This window comes from Streptomyces sp. NPDC031225 (assembly GCF_055570355.1).
In genome coordinates this window covers 266,850-287,458 of the sequence record NZ_JBVIHJ010000010.1, presented here as the reverse complement: position 1 = coordinate 287,458, position 20,609 = coordinate 266,850, and the positions used below count along the sequence as shown (strand labels likewise).

Annotated in this window: 4 protein-coding genes; all 4 read left to right on the top strand. The window is 71.8% G+C overall.

Annotation, left to right across the window (positions count from 1 at the left end; genetic code table 11):
- Positions 1–85: 85 nt before the first annotated feature.
- The 4 genes from ACZ48Z_RS19590 (at position 86) to ACZ48Z_RS19575 (ending at position 19,609) form a co-directional block, all read left to right on the top strand.
- Entirely contained in the window at positions 86–16,399 is a 16,314-nt protein-coding gene (locus ACZ48Z_RS19590; protein ID WP_468737092.1) for an amino acid adenylation domain-containing protein, read from the top strand.
- Positions 16,396–16,614: an MbtH family protein gene (locus ACZ48Z_RS19585; protein WP_468737091.1), complete on the top strand. Its 219-nt coding sequence runs from the start codon at positions 16,396–16,398 to the stop codon at positions 16,612–16,614. Before ACZ48Z_RS19590 ends, ACZ48Z_RS19585 begins: the two co-directional genes overlap by 4 nt.
- Before the next feature lie 37 nt (positions 16,615–16,651).
- Positions 16,652–17,842, top strand: coding sequence for a cytochrome P450 (locus ACZ48Z_RS19580; RefSeq protein WP_468737090.1), 1,191 nt, complete (start codon positions 16,652–16,654; stop codon positions 17,840–17,842).
- 243 nt (positions 17,843–18,085) lie between these two features.
- Entirely contained in the window at positions 18,086–19,609 is a 1,524-nt protein-coding gene (locus ACZ48Z_RS19575; protein WP_468737089.1) for an MFS transporter, read from the top strand.
- Positions 19,610–20,609: the final 1,000 nt, after the last annotated feature.

Genomic DNA, 20,609 nt, shown 5'->3' with positions numbered 1-20,609 from the left:
CACCGGCGGTCCGCCACCAGAGGCGTCCCGCCACCGCCCGCACACCACGTCTGCGCAGGACGACCGACCGAGGAGTAGACCCCACATGACGACCTTGTCCTTCGCTCAGCGGCGCCTGTGGTTCATCGACCGCTTCGAGGGGCCGTCGGCGACGTACAACATCCCCTTCCTGCTGCGCCTGACCGGCCGGCTCGACGTGGCAGCGCTGGCGTCGGCCCTGCGTGACGTGGTGATCCGGCACGAGAGTCTGCGCACGGTCTTCGTCGTCGACGACGGCGTGCCCGCGCAGCATGTCGTACCCGCCGGGGAACTGCGCCTCGACCTCCCCCTGATCGAGGCCTCCCCCGACGAGGCGGACGCCCTGGTGGCGCGGGCGGTAGCCCACCACTTCGACCTGTCCTCCCAGATCCCCGTGCGCACCACCCTGATCCGCACGGGGCGCGAGGAGCACACCCTCGTCCTCAACATCCACCACATCGCGGCCGACGGCGAGTCGATGGTGCCGCTCACCCGGGACCTGGCCCTGGCGTACGAGGCCCGTCTGGAGTCCCGGGAACCCGACTGGGAGGAACTGCCGGTCCAGTACCGGGACTACACGCTGTGGCAGCGCGAGATGCTGGGCGACGAGGACGACCCCGACAGCCCGCTCGCCGTCCAGCTGGAGTACTGGCGGGGTGCACTCGCCGGCTCCCCCGACCAGTTGCAGCTGCCCTTCGACCGGCCGCGGCCCACGGTGATCAGTCACCGTGGCGACATGGTCGACTTCCCCGTCCCGCGGGAGCTGGCCGAGGCGGCGGAGCGGATCGCCGCCGTGCACGGCGCGAGCACGCCCATGGTGATGCAGACCGCCCTCGCGGTGCTGCTGCACCACCTGGGCGCGGGCGAGGACATACCCATCGGTGCCACCATCGCCGGACGCGTGGACGAGGCACTGCTCGACCTGGTGGGCTTCTTCGTCAACACGTGGGTGCTGCGCGCGGATCTGTCCGGTGCGCCGTCGTTCCGTGAGGTGCTGGGCCGGGTCCGGGACCGGGCGCTGGCGGCGTACGACAACCAGGACGCGCCGTTCGAGCGGCTGGTGGAGGTTCTCAACCCGGAGCGTTCCACCGCCTACCACCCGCTGTTCCAGGTGATGTTCACCTGGCAGAGCAACGACCGCATCGACCTCGGCCTGCCCGGCGTGCACGGCCGACTGGAGGCCGTACCCACGCACACCGCGAAGTTCGACCTCGAGTTCAACTTCGCCGTCGACCCCGCCGACGGCGGCATGCGGTGCGTCGTCGAGTACGCGACCGATCTGTTCGACCGCGTCACGGTGGAGAACATCGGGGCCCGCTTCGTACAGCTCCTGGACACCTTCCTCGCCGAACCCGACCGGCCGATCCGCGCGACGGACGCGCTGCTGCCCGGCGAGCGCGAGCGGCTGGCCAGGTTCGCCGGGCAGGCGGCGCACACGCCCGCGCTCACCATCCCGGAACTGTTCGAGCAGCAGCTCACCGTGGACCCCGACGCGCCGGCGGTGGAGTGCGGTGCGGTGCGGTTGACGTACCGGGAGCTGGACGAGCGGGCCAACCGGCTGGCCCGTGCCCTGGTCGGGCGGGGTGTGGGCCGGGAGTCGGTGGTGGGGCTTGCGTTGCCGCGCTCGGCGGACCTGGTGGTCGCCCTGCTGGGCATCATGAAGTCCGGCGGCGCCTACCTGCCCATCGACCCGCGCTACCCCGGCGGACGCCTGAGCACGGTCCTCTCCCAGGCCCGCCCGGTGCTGCTGCTGACCGACGCCGCGACGGCACCCGCCCTGCCCGGGCACGACGTCCCCGTGGTCCTCCTCGACGACCTGGACCTCGACGGCGGCGACCCGAGCCCCCTCACGGTGGACCTGCACCCCGACAACCTCGCCTACGTGATGTACACCTCCGGCTCCACCGGCGTCCCCAAGGGCGTGTCGATCACCCACCACGGCGTGGTCAACGGTGTGCTGCGGCTGGCCAGCGTGGTCGGAGTGGGCCGCGACTCGCGGATGCTGGCGGGTACTTCCATCAACTTCGACGTGTCGGTGTTCGAGGTGATGACGGCGCTGACGAGTGGCGGCGTGGTCGAAGTGGTGCGGGATGTACTGGAGTTGGCGGAGCGGGAGAGCTGGCGGGGGAGCGTCGTCAGTTCGGTGCCGTCGGTGTTCTCCGAGTTGCTCGACCAGATCGTGGGCAGGGTGGCTGTCGACACGTTGGTGTTCGCGGGTGAGGCGTTGCCGGGTTCGCTGGTGGAGCGGGCGCGTGCGGCCTTTCCCGGGGTGCGCATCGTCAACGGCTACGGCCAGACCGAGAGTTTCTACGCCGGTACGTTCACCGTCGAGGCGGCACAGGACTGGGACGCCACGCGCAGCGTGCCGATCGGCGAGCCCTTGCGCAACATGCGCGCCTACGTACTCGGTGGGAGCCTGCGGCCGGTGCCACCCGGTGTCGTGGGCGAGCTGTACGTCGCGGGCGTCGTCGGACGCGGCTACCACGACCGCCCCGGCCTGACGGCGGAGCGGTTCGTGCCGGATCCGTTCGGGCCGGCGGGTGCGCGGATGTACCGGACCGGGGATCTGGTGCGGTGGGACCGTGAGGGCCGGCTGGAGTACGTGGGCCGGGGTGATGCCCAGGTCAAGATCCGGGGTCTGCGGATCGAGCCGGGTGAGGTGGAGGCGGCCCTGACCGCCCACCCCGGCGTCGCCCAGGCCGCCGTCACCGTCCACGACAGCGGCCGTTCCAAGCAGCTCGTCGGCTATGTGGTGCCGGTCGGCGTCGTCGGCACGGACCTCGGCGCCGCCGAGAGCATCGGCGACCTGCACGTCGACCTCACGGCGGGTGTCTCGGTACCGGAGCTACGCCGGTTCGTGTCCGGACGGCTGCCGGAGTACATGGTGCCGTCGGCGTTCGTGGTGCTGGACCGGCTGCCCCTGGCCCCGAACGGCAAGCTGGACCGGGCGGCACTGCCCGAGCCGGTCTTCCGTGGCGAGAAGTACCGGGAGCCGTCGTCCGAGGCGGAGCGGGTGCTCGCGGCGGTGTTCGCCGAGGTGCTGGGTGCGGACCGGGTCGGTGTGGACGACGACTTCTTCGCGGTGGGCGGGGACAGTATCCGTTCCATCCAGGTCGTCTCGCGGGCGCGGGCACGCGGGGTTGAGGTCACCCCGCGGGAGATCTTCCAGCACCGGACAGTCGCCGGACTCGCGGCGCTGGCCGCCGGACGCGGCGCCGCCACCGAGGCCCTGGAGGAGTTGGAGGGTGGCGGCGTCGGGTTCCAGCCGTTGCTGCCGATCGCCGAGTACCTGCTCGAACTGGGCGGTGGATACGGCCGGTTCAGCATGTCGTCGGTGGCGGAACTGCCGCTGGGGATCGATGCGGCCGGGCTGACCGCGACCGTCGGGGCGGTGTGGGACCGGCATGACGTGTTGCGTTCACGGCTGACCGGTGACGGTTTGACGGTTTCGGCGCCGGGTTCGGTGGACGTGGCTGGGCTGATTCGTCGGGTGGAGTGCGACGGGGTCTGGGACGAGGCCTGGCTGGAGCTGGCGAAGGCCGAACTCGACGCGGCGACCGGCTTGTTGGATCCGGTTGCGGGTGTGATGGGCCGACTGGTGTGGTTCGACGCCGGGCCGGATGTCCCGGGTCGGCTGATCGTGGTCCTGCATCACCTGGTCGTGGACGGTGTCTCGTGGCGGATCCTGCTGCCGGATCTCGCCGCCGCCTGGAAGGACGTCCGTGACGGCCGTACTCCCGAACTGCCCGCCGTGGGGACGTCGGCGCGGCGCTGGGCGCACGCCCTGGTCGACGAGGCGTCCTCGCCAAAGCGGGTGGCGGAGCTGGAGTTGTGGCGGTCCGTTGTCGAAGGATCCGATCCGCTGCTGGGCACCCGCGCCCTCGACCCCGCTGTCGACACCATCTCCACGCAGGAGTACGTGTGGCTGCGGGTGCCGACCTCGGTCACCCGTGCGCTGATCACCGATGTGCCGGCGGCTTTCCGTGCGGGTGTCAACGACGGTCTGCTGGGTGCGTTGGCGGTGGCGGTCGCGCGGTGGCGTCATGGCCGGGGTGTGGCGGAGTCGTCGCTGCTGGTGCGGCTGGAGGGGCATGGCCGTGAGGAAGCGGTGGTGCCGGGTGCTGATCTGTCGCGCACCATCGGCTGGTTCACCAGCATGTTCCCGGTGCGTCTGGATGTCGGTGACACCGACCTCGACGACGCGCTGGCCGGGGGTATGGCGGCCGGTTCGGTGGTCAAGGCGGTGAAGGAGCAGGTGCTGCGCATCCCGGACAAGGGGATGGGCTATGGCCTGCTGCGCTACCTGAACGACGAGACGGCGGCCGTGCTGGCGTCCCGGCCGAGCGGGCAGATCGCCTTCAACTACCTCGGTCACTTCACCGCGGCCGACATGCCGGAGGAACTGCGCGGTCTGGGCTTCCACCAGGCTTCGGGCGCGGGTGAGTTGATCGCGACGCCGGACGCCGACATGCCGGTGATGTCCACCCTGGAGATCAACGCGCTCGTCGACCACTCCGGCGAGCTGACCGCCCGTATCGGCTTCCCCAACGGTGTGCTCGGGCGGGCGGACGTCGAGGAACTGGCCCTGCTCTGGCAGACCGCCCTGGAGGGTCTGGCCCGTCATGTCGGGCGGCCGGGTGCGGGTGGTCTGACCCCTTCCGACGTGCCGCTGGTCACGGTCGGCCAGGCCGAGCTGGAGCGCTGGGAGCAGCAGCACCCGTCCCTGCGTGACGTGTGGCCGCCGACCCCGCTGCAGTCCGGCCTGCTCTTCGAGTCGATGCTCGCCGACACCGCCCACGACGCCTACCAGATGCAGTTCGCGTACCACCTGTCCGGGCCAGTGGACCCGCGGCGCATGCGGGCCGCGGGCCAGGCGCTGCTCGACCGCTACGACAACCTGCGCACCGCGTTCGTCTCCGACACGGCCGGCGATCTCGTCCAGCTCGTCCTCGGCGAGGTCGAACTCCCCTGGCGGCACCTGGATCTGACCGACGCCGACGAGGAGGCCTTCCAGCGGTTCCTGGCCGCCGACCGCGCCGAGCGCTTCGACCCGGCCGCGCCGCCACTGCTGCGGCTCACCCTCGTCTCCCGCGGACCGGACCGCTCCGCCCTGGTCCTCACCGCCCACCACGTCCTGTTCGACGGCTGGTCGGTACCCACCCTCATGCAGGACCTGCTGCGGCTGTACGGCTCCGCCGGCGACCCCTCCGTCCTGCCCCGGACGCGTGGCTTCCGCGACTTCCTGGCCTGGCAGTCGCGGCAGGACCGTGCCGCGGCGGCCGAGGCATGGACGGCCGAACTCGACGGCTTCGAAGAGCCGACGCTGCTCGTGCGGGACAAAGGCCCGGCCACGCGGAGTGACGACGTCGGCAACGTCGACGTACCGCTGTCACCGGCCCTGTCACACGGGCTGTCCGCGTGCGCCGCCGATCTGGGCGTCACTCTCAACACCCTGGTGCAGGGTGCCTGGGCGGTGCTGCTCGGCCAGCTCACCGGCCGCCGGGACGTGGTGTTCGGCGCCACCGTCTCGGGCCGTCCGCCCGAGGTGCCCGGCGTGGAGTCCATGGTGGGCCTGTTCATCAACACCCTGCCGGTGCGGGTGGAACTGTCGCCCTGGCACAGCCTGCGGCAGGTGCTGACCGGCCTCCAGCACAGACAGGGCGAGCTGCTCGACCACCACCACCACGGCCTCGGCGAGATCCACCGGTCGGTCGGGGCGACCCGGCTCTTCGACACCATCGTCGTCTTCGAGTCGTACCCGGTCGACCACGTCGGTCTGAGCGAGGCAAACGACACGGCCGGCGTCGCCATCACCGGCATCACGCCCTTCAGCGGCACCCACTACCCGGTGACCGTGATGGCCGACGCCGACCCCGGCCTGCGCCTGTCGCTGCAGTACCAGCCGCACGTGTTCGACCGGCCTGCGGTGGAGCTCGTCGCCGAGCGCTTCGAGCAGGTGCTGCGCAGGCTGGTGACCGACCCGGAGTCGCCGGTCGGCGCGGTGGACGTGCTCACGCCCGCCGAGCGTGAGCGTGTGCTGCGCCTCAGCGGCACCGCCGCGCCGACCGTGCCGGACACGACCGTGCCCGCGCTGTTCGAGGCACGGGCCGCCACGGCACCCGACACCGTGGCGGTGATCAGCGGCGAGGAGTCGCTGACCTACGCGGAGACGGACCGGCGCGCCGAGCGGCTGGCGCGCTCCCTGGCCGCCCGCGGCATCGGCCCGGAGTCGCTGGTGGCGGTGGCGCTGCCCCGTACCCCCGACCTGGTCGTGGCCCTGCTCGGCGTGCTGAAGGCAGGCGCCGGCTATCTGCCGATCGACCCCGAATACCCCAGCGCCCGGCTGGAGTTCCTCCTGTCGGACGCGGCCCCGTCGCTGATCCTCACCGACCCGGGGGCGGCGGCCGTCCTGCCGGACACCGGCATCTTCACCACCACCCTCGCCGAACTCACCGACCCCGGCGCCGCGTCCGCGCACCCGGTGGCGGCCCGGCCGGAGAACGTCGCCTATGTGATGTACACGTCCGGATCCACCGGACGGCCGAAGGGCGTCAGCATCACCCACCGCAACGTCACCAGCGTCCTGCCCGGCCTGGTCGACGCCCTCGGGGTCAGGCCCGGGATGCGGATGCTCGCGAGCGCGTCCGTGAACTTCGACGTGTCCGTGTACGAGATCTTCGCGACGCTCAGCCACGGCGGCAGCGTCGAACTCGTCCGCGACGTCCTCGCCCTGGGCGAGCGGGACACCTGGTCCGCCGACGTGGTCAACTCGGTGCCGTCCGCGTTCGCCGAACTCCTCGACGAACTGCCGGGCCGCATCAACCCCAAGGCCCTCGTGTTCGCGGGCGAGGGACTGCCCGGCTCCCTGGTGGAACGCGTCCGCGCGGCCTTCCCCGGCGCGCGGGTGGTCAACGGCTACGGCCAGACCGAGTCCTTCTACGCGACGGCCTACACGCTCGGCGCGGGCGAGCAGTTCACCGGCGGCGCGAGCGCGCCCATCGGCCGCCCCCTGCGGTACGGCCGTGCCTACGTCCTCGGGACCGGGCTGCGGCCCGTGCCGCCCGGCGTGGTGGGCGAGCTCTACGTCGCGGGTGCCTCGCTGGGCCGCGGCTACCTCGGCCAGGCCGGTCTGACCGCCGAGCGGTTCGTGCCCGACCCGTTCGGTCCCGCCGGTTCGCGCATGTACCGCACCGGCGACCTCGCCCGCTGGACCCCCGACGGCCAGCTCGCCTACGTCGGCCGGGGCGACGGGCAGGTGAAGATCCGCGGTGTGCGTGTGGAGCCCGCCGAGGTGGAGGCGGCCCTGCTGGCCCACCCCGACGTCGAACAGGCCCTCGTCATCGCCCGCCGGAGCCCCGCGAGCGGCGTCTCGGCGTCCTCGTATCTGACCGCCTACGTCGTCCCGGCCGGGAGCGGGCCGCCGCGGGACCTGCGCGGCTACATGTCCGCGAAGCTGCCCGACCACCTGGTGCCCTCCGCGTTCGTGACGCTCGACCGGCTTCCGCTGCTGCCCAACGGCAAGGCGGACCGCTCCGCGCTGCCCGAGCCGGAGTTCGCCGGCGTGCCCTACCGCGCCCCGCGCAATGCCACCGAAGAGGTGCTGTGCCGGCTGTTCGCCGAGGTGCTCGGCGTGGAACGGGTCGGCATCGACGACGACTTCCTGGTCCGCGGCGGTCACTCGCTGCTCGCCACCCGGCTCGTCAACCGCATCCGCGCCGAACTGGGCGCCGAGGTCCGCGTCGGCCGCGTGTTCGACGCGCCCACCGTCGCCCGGCTGAGCGGGCACCTGGCCACCAGCGGCCCGGCCCGGCCGCGGCTGCGTCGCGCAGACACCCGGCCCGAGCGGGTGCCGCTGTCCTTCGCCCAGCGCCGCCTGTGGTTCGTGGACCGCTTCGAGGGGCCGTCGGCGACGTACAACCAGTCCTTCGTGCTGCGCCTGACCGGGCCGCTGGACGTCGACGCGCTGCGCACTGCGCTGCGTGACGTGGTCGCCCGGCACGAGACCCTGCGCACGCTCGTCGCCGAGGACGCCGACGGCCGGCCGTACCAGCGGGTGCTGCCCGTCGCCGACGCCGGCCTGGACGTCGCGCTGACAGAGGTGACACCGGACACGGTCGACGGGGAACTCGCCCGGATCATCGGCCGGTCCTTCCGGCTGGCCGCCGACATTCCCATCCGCGCCGCACTGCTGCGGCTCGGCGCCCAGGAACACCTGCTGCCCCTCGTCATCCACCACATCGCCGTCGACGGCGAGTCGATCGCCCCCCTCGCGCGCGACCTGGCCCTGGCGTACGAGGCCCGTCTGGAGTCCCGGGAACCCGACTGGGCCGAACTGCCCGTCCAGTACGTCGACTACACGCTGTGGCAGCGCGAACTGCTCGGCGACGAGGACGACCCCGGCAGTCTGCTGGCCGCCCAGGCGGAGTTCTGGCGCCAGGAGCTGGCAGGGGCGCCGCAGCCGCTGCAGCTGCCGACCGACCGGCCCCGCCCCCCGGCGCCCAGCCACCGTGGTGACGTCGTCGAGTTCGGCATCGCCCCCGAGGTCATGACCGAGGTGGCGAGGCTCGCCCGGGACAGCGGCGCGACCGAGGCCATGGTGCTGCAGTCCGCGCTCGCGGTACTGCTCGGCCGCCTCGGCGGGGGCGACGACATCACCATGGGCTCGCCGATCGCCAACCGCACCGACGCCGGGCTCGCCGACCTGGTGGGCTTCTTCGTCAACACGTGGGTGCTGCGCGCGGATCTGTCCGGTGCGCCGTCGTTCCGTGAGGTGCTGGGCCGGGTCCGGGACCGTGCGCTGGCGGCGTACGACAACCAGGACGCGCCGTTCGAGCGTCTGGTGGAGGTTCTCAACCCGGAGCGTTCCACCGCCTACCACCCGCTGTTCCAGGTGATGTTCGCCTGGCAGAACATCGCCCGCGAGGACTTCGGGATGCGCGGGCTCAAGGTCAGGTGGGAACCCTCGTTCTCGGACACCGCCAAGTTCGACCTGTTCTTCAACCTGGGCGACATCCCGGGCCAGGGCGTCGTCGGCAACCTCGAGTACGCCGCCGACCTGTTCGACCGCTCCACTGCCGAGCACCTCGCCGACCGCTTCCTGCGCGCCGTCGAGCAGCTGGTGACCGACCCCGCGCGCCGCATCGACCAGGTGGACGTCCTGTTGCCGGGCGAGCGCGAGCGGCTCGACGGCCGCACCGTACCGGGCGTGTCGGTGGACACCACCGTGCACGGCCTGTTCGAGCGGCAGGTCCTGGCCTGCCCCGACGCGCCGGCGGTGGAGTGCGGTGCGGTGCGGTTGACGTACCGGGAGCTGGACGAGCGGGCCAACCGGCTGGCCCGTGCCCTGGTCGGGCGGGGTGTGGGCCGGGAGTCCGTGGTGGGGCTTGCGTTGCCGCGCTCGGCGGACCTGGTGGTCGCCCTGCTGGGCATCATGAAGTCCGGCGGCGCCTACCTGCCCATCGACCCGCGCTACCCCAGCGCACGGCTCGGTCTGATGCTGGAGCATGCCCGCCCGGTGCTGCTGCTGACCGACGCCGCGACGGCACCCGCCCTGCCCGGGCACGACGTCCCCGTGGTCCTCCTCGACGACCTTGACCTCGACGGCGGCGACCCGAGCCCCCTCACGGTGGACCTGCACCCCGACAACCTCGCCTACGTGATGTACACCTCCGGCTCCACCGGCGTCCCCAAGGGCGTCACGGCCACCCATCGCAACATCGCCGACTGCCTGCCGACCCAGGTGGACGCCGTCCAAATGGGCCCGGGCAAGCGGATGCTGGCGGGTACTTCCATCAACTTCGACGTGTCGGTGTTCGAGGTGATGACGGCGCTGACGAGTGGCGGTGTCGTCGAAGTGGTGCGGGATGTCCTGGAGTTGGGGGAGCGGGAGAGCTGGCAGGGGAGTGTTGTCAGTTCGGTGCCGTCGGTGTTCTCCGAGCTGCTGGACCAGATCGTGGGCAGGGTCGCTGTGGACACTCTGGTGTTCGCGGGTGAGGCGTTGCCGGGTTCGCTGGTGGAGCGGGCGCGTGCGGCCTTTCCCGGGGTGCGCATCGTCAACGGCTACGGCCAGACCGAGACCTACTACGTCTCGCAGTTCCTGCTTTCGGGCGCCCAGGACCGGACCGGCGGCGCGGTCGCTCCGGTCGGTTCCCCGCTGGACTGTGTACGCGCCCATGTGCTCGGCGAGGGGCTGCTGCCCGTGCCGCCCGGCGTGCCCGGCGAACTGTACGTCGGGGGCACGTCCGTCACCCGCGGCTACCGGGGTTCCCCCGGCCTGACGGCGGAGCGGTTCGTGCCGGATCCGTTCGGGCCGGCGGGTGCGCGGATGTACCGGACCGGGGATCTGGTGCGGTGGGACCGTGAGGGCCGGCTGGAGTACGTGGGCCGGGGTGATGCCCAGGTCAAGATCCGGGGTCTGCGGATCGAGCCGGGTGAGGTGGAGGCGGCCCTGACCGCCCACCCCGGCGTCGCCCAGGCCGCCGTGGTGGTCCGGGAGGGCAACGCGGGCACCAAGCAGCTCGTCGGCTATGTCGTCCCGGCCCGCACCACCGGGCCCACCGACGACACCACCGGCACGGGCCGCAGCCACCTCGACCTGACGGCGGGCGTGTCGACTCAGGAGCTGCGCCGGTTCGTGTCCGGACGGCTGCCGGAGTACATGGTGCCGTCGGCGTTCGTGGTGCTGGACCGGCTGCCCCTGGCCCCGAACGGCAAGCTGGACCGGGCGGCACTGCCCGAGCCGGTCTTCCGCGGCGAGAAGTACCGGGAGCCGTCGTCCGAGGCGGAGCGGGTGCTTGCCGGGGTGTTCGCCGAGGTGCTGGGTGCGGATCGGGTCGGTGTGGACGACGACTTCTTCGCGGTGGGCGGGGACAGTATCCGTTCCATCCAGGTGGTCTCGCGGGCGCGGGCACGGGGTGTGGAGGTCACTCCGCGGGAGATCTTCCAGCACCGGACAGTCGCCGGACTCGCGGCGGTGGCCGCCGGACGCGCTGCCGTCAGTGAGGCCCTGGAGGAGTTGGAGGGTGGCGGCGTCGGGTTCCAGCCGTTGCTGCCGATCGCCGAGTACCTGCTCGAACTGGGCGGTGGATACGGCCGGTTCACCATGTCGGCGGTTGCCGAGCTGCCTGTCGGTATCGACGAGGCGGGACTGTTCGCCACCGTGGGTGCGGTGTGGGACCGGCATGACGTGCTGCGTTCACGGCTGACCCGTGACGGGATGACGGTGACGGCGCCGGGTTCGGTCGACGTGGGCTCGCTGCTGCACCGGGTGGAGTGCGACGGGGTCTGGGACGAGGCCTGGCTGGAGGTGGCGAAGGCCGAACTCGACGCCGCGACCGGCTTGTTGGATCCGGCTGCGGGTGTGATGGGCCGACTGGTGTGGTTCGACGCCGGGCCGGATGTCCCGGGTCGGCTGATCGTGGTCCTGCATCACCTGGTCGTGGACGGTGTCTCGTGGCGGATCCTGCTGCCCGACCTCGCCGCCGCCTGGAAGGACGTCCGTGACGGCCGTACTCCCGAACTGCCCGCCGTGGGGACGTCGGTGCGGCGCTGGGCGCACGCCCTGGTCGACGAGGCGTCCTCGCCAAAGCGGGTGGCGGAGCTGGAGTTGTGGCGGTCCGTTGTCGAAGGATCCGATCCGCTGCTGGGCACGCGGGCGTTGGACGCGACCGTCGACACGGTGTCCACCGTCGAGCATGTGTGGCTCAACGTTCCGGCGTGGGTGACCCGAGCCGTGGTCACCGATGTGCCGGCGGCTTTCCGTGCGGGTGTCAACGACGGTCTGCTGGGTGCGTTGGCGGTGGCGGTCGCGCGTTGGCGTCATGGCCGGGGTGTGGCGGAGTCGTCGCTGCTGGTGCGGCTGGAGGGGCACGGCCGTGAGGAAGCGGTGGTGCCGGGTGCTGATCTGTCGCGCACCATCGGCTGGTTCACCAGCATGTTCCCGGTGCGTCTGGATGTCGGTGACACCGACCTCGACGACGCGCTGGCCGGGGGTATGGCGGCCGGGTCGGTGGTCAAGGCGGTGAAGGAGCAGGTGCTGCGCATCCCGGACAAGGGGATGGGCTATGGCCTGTTGCGCTACCTGAACGACGGGACGGCGGCCGTGCTGGCGTCGCGGCCGAGCGGGCAGATCGCCTTCAACTACCTCGGCCACTTCACCGCGGCCGACATGCCCGAGGAGCTGCGGGGTCTGGGCTTCCACCAGGCTGCGGGCGCGGGTGAGTTGATCGCGACGCCGGACGCCGACATGCCGGTGATGTCCACCCTGGAGATCAACGCGGCCGTAACGGACACGCCCGACGGGCCCCGGCTCGGCGTTCGCTTCGGCTTCCCCACAGGAGTGCTGTCGCAGGCCGAGGTGCGGGAGCTGGCCGACCTGTGGGGAACGGCCCTGGAGGGTCTGGCCCGTCATGTCGGGCGGCCGGGTGCGGGTGGTCTGACCCCTTCCGACGTGCCGCTGGTCACGGTCGGCCAGGCCGAGCTGGAGCGCTGGGAGCAGCAGCACCCGTCCCTGCGTGACGTGTGGCCGCCAACCCCCCTGCAGTCCGGCCTGCTCTTCGAGTCGATGCTCGCCGACACCGCCCACGACGCCTACCACGTGCAGGTCGTCTACCGGCTCACCGGCGCCGTGGACCCGCGGCGCATGCGGGCCGCGGGCCAGGCGCTGCTCGACCGCTACGACAACCTGCGCACCGCGTTCGTCTCCGACACGGCCGGCGATCTCGTCCAGCTCGTCGTCGACGACGTCGAACTCCCCTGGCGGTTCACGGATCTGCGAGACCTCGACGAGGTACCGCGGTCCGAGGAGTTCGAGCGGTTCCTCGCCACGGACCGGGCCGACCGCTTCGCCCCGGCCACCCCGCCGCTGTTGCGGCTGAGCCTCGCGCTGACCGGGCCGGACAGCGCCGAGCTGGTCCTGACCTCGCACCACGCGCTGCTCGACGGCTGGTCGCTGAGCGTCCTGATGGGCGAGCTGCTCGCCCTCTACGGATCCGGGGGCGACGCCTCCGTCCTGCCGCGGGCGCGCGGTTTCCGCGACTTCCTGGTGTGGGCGTCCGAGCAGGACGCCGCGGCCTCCGCGGAGGCCTGGCGGACCGAGCTCGCCGGGGTCGAGGAACCCACCCTGCTCGTGCCCGACCGCACGGTCGAGGCGGACCCGCAGCGGGTGGGGCAGCGGGACATCCCGCTGTCGGCCGACACCGCCCGCGCCCTGGTCCGCTCAGCCGCCGACCTGGGCATCACCCTCAACACCCTGGTACACGGCACCTGGGCGATCGTCCTCGCGGGCCTGACGGGCCGCCAGGACGTGGTGTTCGGCACGACGGTGTCGGGCCGTCCGCCCGAGGTGCCCGGCGTGGAGTCCATGGTGGGCCTGTTCATCAACACCCTGCCGGTGCGGGTGGAACTGTCGCCCTGGCAGAGCCTGCGGCAGGTGCTGACCGGCCTCCAGCACAGACAGGGCGAGCTGCTCGACCACCACCACATCGGCCTGCCCGACATCTGCCGGGCCGCCGGTCTGAACAGCCTGTTCGACACCGTCGTCGTCTTCGAGTCGTTCCCGATGGAACGCGACGGCCTCGGCGACGCCGACGCGCACGGCGGCATCGCCGTCACCGGAGTGTCCACCGGCAACGGCACCCACTATCCGCTGGGCATCGCGGCCGCGGCCGACGACCGCCTGCACGTGGTCATGGAGTACCTGGAGGACTACGTCGGCCCGGCCCTGGCCGAGGACATCGCCGCGCGGTTCGCACGGATCCTCGGCCAGGTGGCGACCGACCCCGACGTACCCGTCGGCGCGGTCGACGTGCTGTCCGCGGCCGAACGGGAACGGCTGCTCGCCGGCTTCAACGACACGGCCGAGCCCGTTGCCGAGGGAACGGTGGCAGACCAGTTCGAGCACGCGGCGGCCACCATCCCGGACGCGACGGCGCTGCTCCACGAGGACCAGCGGCTGACCTACCGCGAACTGGACCAGCGCGCCGACCGGTTGGCGCACGCGCTGCGCGCGAGGGGAGTCGGGCCGGAAACCGTCGTGGCGGTGGCCACCCGCCGCTCGCCTGACCTGGTCGTCGCCCTGCTCGGCGTGACGAAGGCGGGCGGGACCTATCTGCCGGTGGACCACACCTACCCGGCCGAACGGATCGCGTACATGCTGGGCGACTCCGGCGCCCGGCTCGCGCTGGTCGACGCCGCCGCGGCCGAGGTGCTGGCCGGGCACGAGCTCGACACCCTGCGGGTGGACCGGCTGCCCGAGACCGGCTCCACCGCGCCCCTCGAGCGCAACACCCGGCCGGACAGCGCCGCGTATCTCATCTACACCTCGGGCTCCACCGGGCAGCCCAAGGGCACCGTGGTCACCCACCGCGGTGTGGCGAGCCTGGTCGCGGCGCACGTACGGCGGATGGCGGTCACTCCCGACAGCCGGATGCTGCAGTTGGTCTCGCCGAGCTTCGACGTCTCCCTGTGCGAGATGTTCACGGCGCTGCTCTCCGGCGCCGTCCTCGTCCTCGCCGACAAGGAGGACCTGGCACCGGGGCTGCCGTTGGCCCGCACCGTGGACCGGCACGGCGTCACGCACATGATGCTGCCGCCCTCCCTGCTCGCCGCACTCCCGGCGGACTCGCTGACCGGCGTGGTCTCACTGCTGGTCGGCGGTGAGACGCCACCGCCCGAGCTGGTCGCCCAGTGGGCTCCGGGCCGCCGGATGATGAACGTCTACGGCCCGACCGAGACCACCGTGTGCGCCACCATGAGCGCCCCGATGGCCCCGGACGACCGGGTGTTCCCCATCGGCACGCCCATCCACAACACCCGCCTGTACGTCCTGGACGCGATGCTGTCACCGGTCCCGGTCGGAGTGCCCGGCGAGCTGTACATCGCCGGGGCGGGGCTGGCCCGCGGCTACCTCGGCAGGCCGGGCGTGACCGCCTCGCGCTTCGTGGCCTGCCCCTTCGGAGAGCCGGGGGAGCGGATGTACCGCACCGGCGACGTGGTGGCCCGGAACGCCGAGGGTGCGCTGGTCTTCCACGGCCGCGCCGACGACCAGGTCAAGATCCGCGGTTTCCGCATCGAACTCGGGGAGGTTCAGGCCGCGTTGACGGCACACTCCGGGGTCGACCGGGCCGTGGTGGTCGTCGACGACAGCGCCGGTGACCGGCGTCTGGTCGGTTACGTGGTGCCGGCCGGCCGCACATCGGCACAGCCGGCGGAGCTCCTGGTGGCCGAGGTGCACGAGCTGGTCCGGGAGCGCCTGCCGCAGCACATGGTCCCCGCGGCCCTCGTCGTCCTGGACGAGATTCCGCTGACCCTGAGCGGAAAGGTCGACCGGCGGGCGCTGCCCAGGCCCGACTACGCGGGAGAGCCGGCAGGCCGGGCGCCGCGCACCGCCCGCGAGGAGATTCTGTGCGGCCTGTACGCCGAGGTGCTGGGGCTCGACTCCGTCACCGTCGACGACGGGTTCTTCGACCGCGGCGGACACTCCCTGCTGGCCTCCCGGCTGATCAGCCGTATCGGCGTCGTCCTGGGCGTCGACCTGCCGTTGCGTACCGTGTTCGACGCCCCGACCGTCGCCGAACTGGCCGCCTTCCTGGAGTCGGAGGGCGAGGCCGGACCGGCCGGCAGCCCGTTCGCCCCGGTCCTGACCATCAAGGGGAACGCCGCTGGTCCGGCCGACGGATCCGAACCGCTCTGGCTCGTCCACCCGGGCGGCGGCATCTGCTGGCCCTACCTCGGATTCGGCGGCCGACTGCCTCAGTTCGGGACGATCCACGGAATCCAGGCGAAGGGATTCGACGGGGGGAGCCGGCTTCCCGCGTCCCTCGACGAGATGGTCGGGGACTACGTCGAGGAGATCCTGGCGGTCCAGCCGCAGGGGCCGTACCACCTTGCCGGGTACTCCATCGGCGGCACGCTCGCCCAGGCGATCGCCGCGCGGCTGCAGGGCCGGGGCCACGAGGTGGCGTTCCTGGCCATGCTCGACTGTGTGCCGGGCGACTACCTGGCGACGCAGCCCGCACCCACCGCGAGCGCGCTGCGGGAGTACTTCCGCCGGCACCTGACCGGCATGGCCGGATCGCGGGAGTACGAGACGTTCCTCGACAACGCGGTCCGGGTGATCGTCAACCACACCTCCCTGTCCGGGGATTTCCACTCGCCCGTCTTCCACGGAGACGCGGTCTTCTTCAACGCCGTGCCCAACCCGGACGGGATACACGGCGACCGGTGGAAGCCGTACATCACCGGATCCATCAAGCAGTACGACATCGAGACCACGCACCACGAAATGATCAACGCGGAGCCCGCCGCCGACATCTGCCGGATTCTCGGCCGGGAATTCACCGCACGGACCGGCTGGTCAACCGAAATGGAGTGCGACACATGAGCAGCAACCCCTTCGACGACGAGAACGGCGAGTTCCTCGTGGTGGTGAACGACGAGGACCAGCACTCGCTGTGGCCGGCCTTCGCCGAGGTGCCGGCGGGCTGGCGGGCCGTGTTCGGCACGGCGGGCCGTGCCCAGTGCCTGGCCTATGTCGAGGAGCACTGGACGGACCTGCGGCCCAGGAGCCTGCGGGCCGCGATGGCCGCCGAGAAATAGTCCAGGGTCCCGGGAACCAGAGAGGAAACCCCTTCCCATGTCGATAGTCATCGAGCGGTGGAACGTCCACCCGGGCAGCACCTGGATGCGCGGAGTCCGGCCCGAGAAGCCCGTCGAGTTCAACGAGGCGCTCGGCGCCTGGTGCGCCTACGGATACCGGGAGGTGCAGCAGATCCTCGGCGACCACGAGACGTTCTCGGCCAGGACGGCCGACCTTGCCGCGGTGCAGGTCGACGAGAAGTTCATGGCGGGCGACGTCTCCCAGATGGATCCGCCGGAACAGACCATGTACCGCAAGCTGATCGGGCGGGCGTTCAGCCCCCGGATCATCACCAACCTGGAACCGCAGATCCACAAGGTCACAGGTGAACTGCTCGACGCGGTCGCCGAGAAGGGCAGCTTCGAACTGGTCGCCGATCTCGCCTATCCGCTGCCGGTCCGCATCATCGCCGACCTCCTCGGTGTCGACGACCTCGACCTGTTCAAGGGCGCCGCGTTCGACATCGTCGAGAACATGGCGGGCATCGACTTCGTGGCCGGCGGAGAGAACGCCGAGGAGCAGATCCACAGTGCCGAGCAGCGCCTGCAGCCCCTGCTCGACTACATGCTCGAACAGGTCCTGGCCCGCCGCCGGAGCCCGCGCGAGGACCTGCTGACCTATCTCACACAGGTCGAGGAGGACGGCAAACGGCTCACCGACAACGAGATCGTCAACGTGGCCAACGTGCTGCTGATCACGGGCCACATCACCAGCACGATGATGCTCGGCAACGTCATGGCCTGCCTGGACGCCGAGCCCGACAAGCTGGCGCGGGTGCGCGAGGACCGCTCCCTGGTGCCGGGCGCGATCGAGGAGGCCCTGCGGCTGCTGCCGCCGGCCGCGGTGCTGTCCCGGGGAACGCTCAGGGACGTGGAGATCGGCGGTGTCACTGTTCCCAAGGGCCAGATGATCCTGCCGTGGGTGGCGGCGGCCAACCGTGACCCGCTCCAGTTCGAGCGGCCCGACGAGTTCCTTCCGGACCGCAGCCCCAACGACCACGTCGTGTTCGGTCACGGCGTCCACTACTGCCTGGGCACCCGGCTCGCCAGGCTTGAGGGCAGGATCGCGGTCAACGCCCTGCTCGACCGCTACCCCGGCTTCAGGTCCGATCCAGCCCGGCCGACGGAGTTCTTCCCCTCCCCGGACATGGTCGGCGTCCGCTCGATGCCGGTCCTGCTCGACAGGTAGTCACCGACTGGCCGTGGGCCAGCAGTTCGGCGCAGCGCCCGGCCGGGATGTCCCGGCCGGGCGCTTTCGCGCGCCCGGCCGCGGGCGCCCCGGCGGACCGATAACGAAGCGATAAGCGCCCTCCGTAACGTCGTCGGCGAACGAGCAAGGAACCCCCCACGACGACGGGAGTCACTTCTCGTAGGCGCATACGCGTCGTCGCTCTGCCGAACCCCATGCACGCCCCATGAGAAGGAGAAATCCGTGACCCAGCCGAAGCGTCGAGGGGATCGCTGGCTGATCCTCGGCGTCGTCTGCCTGGTGCAGCTCGTCGTCATCCTCGACAACACCATCCTCAACGTCGCCATCCCCTCCCTGACCAAGGAACTCGGCGCCACCACCTCGCAGACCCAGTGGGTGATCGGCGCGTACTCACTGGTCCAGGCGGGCCTGCTGATCACCGCCGGCGGGTTCGCCGACCGGTACGGGCGCAAGCTCACCCAGATGCTGGGTCTCGCCTTCTTCGGGGCCGGCTCGCTCGCCGGGGCTTTCGCCACGGAACCCGTCCAACTCATCATCGCCCGCGCGGGCATGGGCATCGGCGGCGCCCTGCTGCTCGCCACCAACATGGCGATCATCGTCCGCACCTTCGACGCGGAGGAGACGCCCAAGGCGCTCACCGTGATCATGGGTGTGGCCTCGCTCGGCCTGGCGCTGGGGCCCGTCATCGGCGGCGTCCTCCTCGCGCACTTCTGGTGGGGCTCGGTCTTCCTGGTCAACGTGCCGGTCTGCCTCATCGGCCTGGTGGCCGTGGCCAAGCTGGTCCCGGAGTCCAAGGACCCGCACGGCGACCGCCCCGACCTGCTCGGCGCGCTGCTGTCCACCGTCGGCATGACGGCGGTCGTCTACGCGGTCATCCAGGGTCCCGAGTACGGCTGGACCTCCGGCCGCACCCTGCTGACCGGGTTCGGCGGAGTGCTCGTCATGGCCGCCTTCATCCTCTGGGAGCGCCGCACGCCGCACCCGCTGCTGGACATGTCGTTCTTCGCCAACCCCCGCTTCCGCGGTGCCGTCTCCGGCGGTGTGCTGGTCGCGTTCGGCCTGTCCGGTTCGCTCTACCTGCTCACCCAGCACCTGCAGTTCGTGCTGAACTACGACCCGCTCGAGGCCGGCCTGCGCCTCATGCCGATGGCGCTGACGCTCGTCGCGCTCAACCTCACCGGTGTGGGCGTGCGGGTCACCGCCAAGCTGGCGCCCCCGGTCGCCACCGGTCTGGGCCTCGCCCTGATGGCGGCGGGTCTCGCCTCCATCGCGGTGCTCGGCCGTGACGGCTCCTACCCGGGCATCCTGCTGGGTCTGGTGCTGATGGGCGCGGGCGTCGGCTGCGCCAAGCCGGCGATGGCCGGTGCGGTGATGACCTCGATCCCGCCGGAGAAGGCGGGTGTCGGCTCGGGTCTGATGGGCACGATCAGCGAGGTCGGCAACTCGCTCGGCGTCGCCTGCCTGGGCGCGGTGCTGACCGTGGGCTTCGCCGGCGCGCTGCCCGCCGGGGTGCCCGACAGCGCCGCGCGTTCCCTGCCGGACGCCGTCGCGGCGGCCGGCCCGAGCGCGACGCACCAGGTGCACCAGGCCTTCGCGGACAGCCTGACCACCGCCCAGCTGATCGGCGCGGTCGCGGTCCTGCTCGGCGGACTGGTGGCCTCCTGGCTGCTTCGCCAGGGCGGGGCGGGGCAGCCGGACAGCACCGAGCAGGCCGACGCGACCGAGCAGGAGGCGGTCGCTGCCTGAGCCGGACCGGCTACCGGTTCACCCCGCCCGCTCATCCCCCGCGCAGCCCGTGGCCCACCCCCTCCGTGAGCCACGGGCTGCGCTTTCACTCCGCTGAGGGCATCGTCATGCAGGTCTTCGACACTCCGGAACCGATCCTCGCCACCATCGAACTCAACGTCGGTGACGTGCGGATCACCGCAGGCGACCGCACCGACACCACCGTCGACGTTCTCCCCGCCGACCGTGCCGACTTCCGCGACCTGGTGACCGCGGCCGAGGCCGTCGTCACCTGCGACGGCGCAGAGCTGCTCGTATCCGTCCCGTGCGCGGGCGACCTGCCCCGCAGCGGCGGGGCCGTGTCCGTCGCCATCGAGCTTCCGGCCGGCTCCGCCGTGTACGGCAAGGCCCTCGCCGCGGACTTCCACGGCACCGGCCGGCTGGGGGAGTGCCGGATCGCCGTCGACTGCGGCCACATCCGTCTCGACCGGACCGGACCACTGCACCTCAACTCCCTGCTCGGCAACGTCACCGTGGGGTGGGTGTCCGGCGACGTCGAGGCTGTCGCCGAGAGCGGCGACCTGCGCATCGGCACCGTCGAGGGCAGTACGCGGCTCACCCGGACCCAGGGCGTCACGCACCTCGGTGAGTGCATCGGCGACGCGCATGTGTCGGTGCGCAGCGGGGACGTGCGCATCGGCCGGGCGCACGCCGCGGTCGGCATCCGGGCCGAGCAGGCCGACATCGGTGTCGACGAGGCCGTACGAGGACCACTCGCGCTTCAGGCCGAGGCCGGGACCCTGGAGATCGGCATCACCGACGGCGTCGAGGCCCGCCTCGACCTCCTCGCCCGTTCCGGGACCGTCTACCGGTCCCTCGACCTGCTCGGTGGCACCGCGTCGCCCGCGGATGCCGACAACGCTGTCGAGGGGGGGGGGGGGGGGGGGGGGGGGGGGGGGGGGGGGGGGGGGGGGGGGGGGGGGGGGGGGGGGGGGGGGGAGGGGGGGGGGGGGGGAGGACG

Excerpts from the sequence above, each read along its gene's own strand:
- ACZ48Z_RS19590 (WP_468737092.1), top strand. The coding sequence starts at position 86 with ATGACGACCTTGTCCTTCGCTCAGCGGCGCCTGTGGTTCATCGACCGC.
- ACZ48Z_RS19585 (WP_468737091.1), top strand. The coding sequence starts at position 16,396 with ATGAGCAGCAACCCCTTCGACGACGAGAACGGCGAGTTCCTCGTGGTG.
- ACZ48Z_RS19580 (WP_468737090.1), top strand. The coding sequence starts at position 16,652 with ATGTCGATAGTCATCGAGCGGTGGAACGTCCACCCGGGCAGCACCTGG.